The organism is Micromonospora sp. WMMD730 (genome assembly GCF_049178955.1).
Taxonomy (GTDB): Bacteria; Actinomycetota; Actinomycetes; order Mycobacteriales; family Micromonosporaceae; genus Micromonospora; species Micromonospora wenchangensis.
The window spans coordinates 2,328,925-2,335,221 of record NZ_JBMHML010000002.1; the positions used below are offsets into that span (position 1 = coordinate 2,328,925).

A 6,297-nucleotide genomic window follows, 5' to 3' on the forward strand; every position below is an offset into this window, starting at 1 on the left:
CGGAAGGAGCGCCGATGCCACTCGGCAATGAGGTAGACGAGCAGACCATCCGCAGCACCATCTCGGCGATGAACCAGACCGACGCCCAGTGCGACGCGGCGCAGCGCGCCGTCGACAACACGTCCAGCTTCCTGGACACCCAGTGGCGTGGGGAGGCCAAGACCGCCTTCACCACCTCCATCCAGCAGTGGCTGGAAGGGCTGAGCAAGGTCAAGCAGGGGCTGCTCGACCTGAACACCGCGATGACCTCGCACTACCAGACCAGCGCGCAGGTGGAGCAGGACAACGCCCTCTCCGCGAGCTGGACCTGACCACCGACCGACCCCTCACGAAGGACGACCCATGCCGTCGTACGGACTCAACCCCAACGGTCTGCTGGACAGCTCGGCCGAGTTGCAGGGCGTGACCAACAGCATCCAGAACGCGATCGACGAACTCAACACCGTCGTCCAGACGTACGTGAGCGCCAACTCCGGTGACACCCGGGAGGCGTTCACCGCGGCGCAGGCGAAGTGGAACACCGGGATCGACGAGATGCGCCGGGCGCTCGCCGACGCCTCGTCCCGGCTGGACCAGATCCACGACAACTACCGGCTGGGTGACGCGCGGGGTGCCGCGCTGTTCCAGGGCAACGTCTGACCTTCGGTGTGGCGGGCGGTACCGGGCCGCCCGCCTCCCACCTCACGGAACGGAGCACCAGATGCCGATCGTCATCGACGAGCCGTACATCAACCAGCTCGTCGCGAAGCTGAACAGCCTGCGGGACGCGGTCGACACCGCCACCTCCGGGCAGGGCCAGTACGTCTCGCAGACGCTGCGTGACCTGGTCGTCTCGGCCGGCACGAACAACTTCGAGCCGGGCAAGACCATCCGTGACCAGCTCAACAAGACCGGTGACACGCTGCTGGCCCGGATGACCACGCACCGGACCACGATGAACAGCCTCGCCGTGGGGCTGACCGAACTGCTGGCGAACTCGGACTACATCGAGTCGCTCAACTCGGTCACCGCCGAGCGGTTCCTGGAGTTCCTGCCCGGCACCGGCACCCCGCCGAACACCGGCACCCCGCCCAACCCCACCCCGAACCCGACGGCGTGATCCGGTGACCGCGCCGTACCAGGACATGTCCCAGTGGACCTGGGAATCGATGCTCCAGAACGTGCTGGGGGAGGGCCGGGACGGCCCCGACGGCACCAGCGGCACCATGCTGGACCGTCGGTTGGTGGCCGGCCCGGACGTGCGGTGGCTGCGTCTCGTCGACCACCTGGACGACGTGACCGAGTCCTCGCAGCCGCCCAGCGACGGCGACGTGACCAACCGGATCGACTCGCTCGACGGCAACGAGTTCTTCCTCTACCGGATCAGCACGGTCGGCTCGGTGCGCGACGGGAAACCCCACTACACCACCCGTACCCAGTTCATCCAGGTGAAGATCGTCTTCAGTGACTCGCAGACCGAGGGGGCGCCCTCCCCGCGCGGCGCCTTCGAGACCTTCTACAAGTCCAGCGAGGGCGCGTTGCAACGGCTGACCAGCGGCACCAACCCGGTGTTCAGCTGGAAGAGCTTCACCGACGCCGCCAAGATGCTGCACGACGTGGAGACCAGTCTGGTCAGCACCGAACGGGAGCTGAAGACCATCCTGGACCGGGTCGGCGACGACGCCTCCGGGTTCCAGGGCAACGCCTCCGGGGTGTTCATCGGTGCGGTGGCGAACATGCGGCGCGACGTCCACCGGCTCGCCGTCGACATGAACGCCAACAGCACCGACCGGGCCTGGTCCGATCAGGTCGACGACGTGGTCGACGACATGACGACCTTCCGCAACAAGATCGCCAGCTCGTTCCGGGAGTTCAGCGACCACACCTTCCAGTGGTTCAACGGCTACAACCCGACCACGTTGATCGACTCGTTGAAGAAGATCGTCACCGAGGTCAGGACGGGCAACTTCAGCCAGGTCACGATCACCCTGCCGGACGCGTACGGCAACGGCTCGGTGAACAGCGGCACGTTCAACCTGATGACCGAGGCGGGCTGGCAGAGCGTCGACAACATGATCAAGGGTGCCTGGCTCGGCCAGTTGCATGAGCTGGACGCCACGATGCGTACCGAGCTGGCACTGCTGACCACCCGGTTGCGCTCCGTCACCCACCTGGTGAGCGTCATCTCGCCCCCACCGACCACCACCGGCACCACCCCGCCGCCGGGCGGCACCCCCGACCTCAACGGGCCGGACCTCAACGGCGGCGGTGGCCCCGGTCTGGGTGGCGGTGGTGACCTGGGCCTGGGCGGTGGTGGGGACCTCGGCCTGGGCGGCGGTGGTGACCTGGGCCTGGACGGTGGCGGCGGTGACCTCGGTCTGGGTGGCGGTGGTGACCTGGGCCTGGGCGGTGGCGGCGACCTCGGCCTGGGTGGCGGTGGGGGGCTCGGTGCGGGCGGGGACCTCGGCCTGGGAGGTGGTTCCGCGCTGGGCGGCGGTGGCGATCTCGGTCTGGGTGGCGGGTCCGGCCTCGGGTCGGGCGGAGGGAGCGGGGCCGGTGGCCTGGGCCTCGACGGTGGCGGCGAGCTCGGCACCGGTGGGTCGGGCGGCGGGTTGGGTGGTCTCGGTGGCGGCGGCATCGACTGGGGCGACCTGGGCGGTGGCACCGGCTCCGGCTCGGCGGGCGGCGGTGGACTCGGCGGTGGTGTCGTCGTCCCCGGCCTGACCCCCGGCCTGGGTGGGCTGGGCAACCTGGGGTCCTCCGGCGGCTCCGGTGGCCTGGGCGGTGTCAAGGGCGGCGGGGCGGGTGGCCTCGGCGACGACACGACCAACCCGTCGGCGCAGTTCCCGACCGACGTGGACGGTGTCGACGTCGGCAACCTGGGCGGCGGCTCGCCGGGCGAGTCCTCGACCAGCGGGGTGGCCCTCGGCAGCGAACTGGCCGCGCTGCTCGGCGAACCGGCCGGGCTCGGGCCCGGTGGCAGCGGGGCGCGGGGCGTCGACTCCGCCGGCTCGGCGGCCGGCGGGTTCCCGATGATGCCGCCGATGGGCGGCATGGGAGGCATGGGTGGGGGCGGCCAGCAGGGGGAGAAGGACCGTGAACGCAAGACCTGGCTGGAAGAGGAAGAGGACGTGTGGGGCACCGACCCCGAGTGCGGGATGGCCGTCATCGGCCGCTCCGAGCACGCCGAGGAACCGGCCACCACGATGCCGGCCGCGCCACGCCGACCCGGCCAGTCGCCCGGCCCCACCCGCACGACGGGACGTCGCCGTGGCTGACCGTCGACCCGGGCAGGCCGCGCGGTGACCGCCCCGAACCCGGAGTACACCGGCTGGACCTGGGAACGGATGCTCCAGGACGTCCTCAACGAGGGCCGCGACGGCACCGACCAGGGCAGCGGCACGCTGATCGACCGCAACCTGGTGGCCGGCCACGGGGTCACCTGGGTCCGGTTCGTCGAACGGCGTACCCAGGAACTGGACCGGGGCACCCGCCCCACGATCGACCCGGGGGACCGGGAACTGATGGGCTACCGCCGGGTCGGTCCCGGGGTGGACGACCCGCAACGGGACCTCTGGGAGATCGTGCGGGGCCACGTCACCTTCTGGGAGGGGACCGGCGGCCCCCCACCGGCCACCGCGTTCGACAGCTTCTACCGGGCGAGCGTCAACGCCCTCACCCGCCTGTACGCCGGCACCAACGGCTGGTTCAGCGAACGCAGCTTCACCGACGCCGGCAACCTGCTGTGGCGGGTCGAGCAGACGTTGCTCACCACCGCCGCCGAGCTGCGGGTGCTGCGCGACGGGATCAGCGGGGCCGGTTCCGGCTTCGAGGGGTCGGCGTCGGCGGTGTTCGTGGCGGCCCTGAACACCCTGCACGCCGACATCGACCGGCTGACCCGGGACATGAACGCCACCAACGAGACCAACGCCTGGTCGGACCGGGTCTTCCGGCAGTCCAACGACCTGCTGATGTTCCGCGAGCGGATCAACGACGCGTGGCGGGAGTTCAGCGACCACACCCACCAGTGGTTCAACACGTACCACCCGACCGCGCTGTTCAACGCGGTCCGCAGCATCCTCGCGCAGGTCGACCAGGGCAGCCTGAACGCGGTCGGGGTCACCATCCCGGACACCTACGGCACCGGGCCGGTCGGTGGCACCTTCGACCTGACCACCGCGGCCGGCTGGACCGGTCTCGACGTGCTGCTGCGCACCGCCTGGCTGCGCCAGCTCGTCCGGCTCGACCTGGCGATGCGCGACGCGTTGGCGCAGCTCGTCACCGCGTTGCGGGAGACCAGCGGGATCGTCAACCGGTTCGCGGGACCGCCCGGCGGCGGTGACCAACCGCCGCCACCGCCGGGCACCTCGGACGGCCCCACCGGCGCTCCACCCCCCGACGAGGTGCGGTCCACCATCCAGTCCGGCGGCGGCGGGTTCGACGGGTCCGGCGGTGGTGGTTCCGGCTTCGACGGGGCCGGCGGCGGGCCGGACCTGTCGTTCTCGTCCTCCTCCTCGGGAGCCGGCGGGATGGGTGCCGCTCTCGGCGGCGGCCCGGCGGCCATCGGCGCGTTCGGCGCGGCGGGCGTCGGCGGGTTCGGCGGGGCGGGTCTGTCGGCGCTCGGCGCGACGAGCCTGGCCGGCGACTCCGCGGACCTCGGCGTCCTTGGCACCTCCGGGGCGGCCGGCGACGGCGTCGGCGCGATCGGTGCCCTGGGGCGTGGCGGCGTGGGCGGCTGGGCCGGCGGTGCGCTGGCCGGGGTGGGTGGTCTGGCCGGTGGCGTCGGTCCGGTGATCGGCGGACGGGCCGGCGGTGGCGTCCCGGACGGCGACCGCCGCTCCGGCGGCGCGCTGGGCGACTGGGCCGGCGGCGGCGTCGACATCGGTGACCTGGCGGACGGGCCGGTCGCCCCGCCGTCGCGGGCGGCCGTCGGCGGCTCCGCCGTCGGCCGGGAACTCGCCGCCCTGCTCGCCGGCCCGCTCGGCGGTGCCGGCGGCGCGGGGTTGCCCGCAGGCGCGGGGCTGCCCGGCGGTGCCGGGTCGTCCGGTGTGACCGGTGGCCCGGGGTTGTCGGGCGCGGCGGGCAGCGGCCCCCCGGCACCCGGCCAGCTCGGCGGCCGGCCGTTCGGGCCGCCGGTCCTGCCGCCGATCGGCGCACCGGGCCGGGAGGGCGACGACACCCGCCGCACCACCCGGCTGACCGAGGACGAGCAGGCATGGGGAGCCGACCCGACGTGTACGGCGGCCGTGGTCGGCCGGACCGACCCGCCGAGGCGGCGGCCGGTGGCGACACCGGTGCAGGTGGAGCAGACCCCCACCGCCGGCCCGGTGGTGCACGGCCGGGACCAGGCGCGCGGCCGGGGTTGACCGCCGTCGGCGCCGCACGACGGGTCGACCGTCGTGGTGCCCCGCAGCAGACGAACCGCAGAGACAACCGGAGGTGAGGACAGATGTCGAGTCCGTTGTCCAACCAGGTCGAGCAGGCGCTCGCCGAACTCGAACGGCAGAAGGCCGCGATCGACGAGATCCAGGGTGGCCTGCACACCGTCTACAGCACGGTCACCGCGAAGAACCGGGCGGTGGCGGTGACCGTCGACAGTCGGGGAGCGGTCACGGGGATCAAGTTTCCGACCTCGGCGTACCGGACGATGGCCGGTCCGGAGCTGGGGGAGCTGCTGGTCGACACGATCGAGGCGGCCCGGGGTGAGGCGATGGCCCGTACCGTGGCCGCGTTCGAGTCGCTGCTCCCCGCCGGCCTGCCCATGATGGACCTGCTGACCGGCGGGGCCGACCCGGAACACGGCCCGCTGCCGATGGACCAGCTGCTCAACGAGATGTTCCGGACGGTCGGGCCGGACGACGACCCGACGCCGACGCCCCCGGCCGGAGCCCACTGATGCCCCCGGCCGTGGGGCCGATCGGTGCGGACACCGGCCGGCTGACCAACCCGAACTTCGACCCGTTCACCGAGGAACTGGACCGGGTCCAGCGGGCGCTGCGGCGCAGCGACACCGACCATCCCGGACTCGTCGGGGAACCGTACGCGGACATCGACGAGATCGTGGCGAACCTGCCGAAGGCGTCGGTCGGCGCGGACCTCATCAAGCTGCTCGGCGCGGTGCCCCAGGGCTACCAGGAGGACCTGCGGGAACTGGGCCGACTCCTGGCGGACATGGAGTCGACCAACGCCGACATCTCCGGCGGGGTCAACAGCGGGCGGCACACCTAACGGCCGACGGCGCTGCCCGCCCCGGGCGGCAGTGCTCCGGCGCACGGGCCTTCAGTGCTCTGGCGCAACACCTGACAACAGCGTGACGAC

7 protein-coding genes are annotated in these 6,297 nt (G+C 72.5%); all 7 read left to right on the plus strand.

From position 1 onward, the window contains the following. Nucleotides 1–14: 14 nt before the first annotated feature. The 7 genes from ACN265_RS10415 (at nucleotide 15) to ACN265_RS10445 (ending at nucleotide 6,207) form a co-directional block, all read left to right on the plus strand. The gene (locus tag ACN265_RS10415; RefSeq protein WP_204923310.1) at nucleotides 15–311 is read left to right on the plus strand and encodes a WXG100 family type VII secretion target; all 297 of its coding nucleotides are present in this window, start codon (nucleotides 15–17) and stop codon (nucleotides 309–311) included. Nucleotides 312–342: 31 nt separating this feature from the next. Next, nucleotides 343–639, plus strand: coding sequence for a WXG100 family type VII secretion target (locus ACN265_RS10420; RefSeq protein WP_204923302.1), 297 nt, complete (start codon nucleotides 343–345; stop codon nucleotides 637–639). Nucleotides 640–700: 61 nt separating this feature from the next. After that, nucleotides 701–1,099: a hypothetical protein gene (locus tag ACN265_RS10425; protein WP_204923300.1), complete on the plus strand. Its 399-nt coding sequence runs from the start codon at nucleotides 701–703 to the stop codon at nucleotides 1,097–1,099. Nucleotides 1,100–1,103: 4 nt separating this feature from the next. Further along, entirely contained in the window at nucleotides 1,104–3,257 is a 2,154-nt protein-coding gene (locus tag ACN265_RS10430; RefSeq protein ID WP_421407109.1) for a hypothetical protein, read from the plus strand. A 24-nt stretch (nucleotides 3,258–3,281) separates the two neighbouring features. Next, on the plus strand, nucleotides 3,282–5,345 hold the full coding sequence (locus ACN265_RS10435) for a hypothetical protein (protein ID WP_421407110.1): 2,064 nt from the start codon (nucleotides 3,282–3,284) through the stop codon (nucleotides 5,343–5,345). An 83-nt stretch (nucleotides 5,346–5,428) separates the two neighbouring features. Then, nucleotides 5,429–5,875, plus strand: a complete 447-nt coding sequence (locus ACN265_RS10440; protein ID WP_204923295.1) for a YbaB/EbfC family nucleoid-associated protein — start codon at nucleotides 5,429–5,431, stop codon at nucleotides 5,873–5,875. Then, complete coding sequence (locus tag ACN265_RS10445) at nucleotides 5,875–6,207, plus strand: hypothetical protein (RefSeq protein WP_208567479.1); 333 nt, start codon at nucleotides 5,875–5,877, stop codon at nucleotides 6,205–6,207. Before ACN265_RS10440 ends, ACN265_RS10445 begins: the two co-directional genes overlap by 1 nt. The last annotated feature ends 90 nt before the right edge of the window (nucleotides 6,208–6,297 follow it).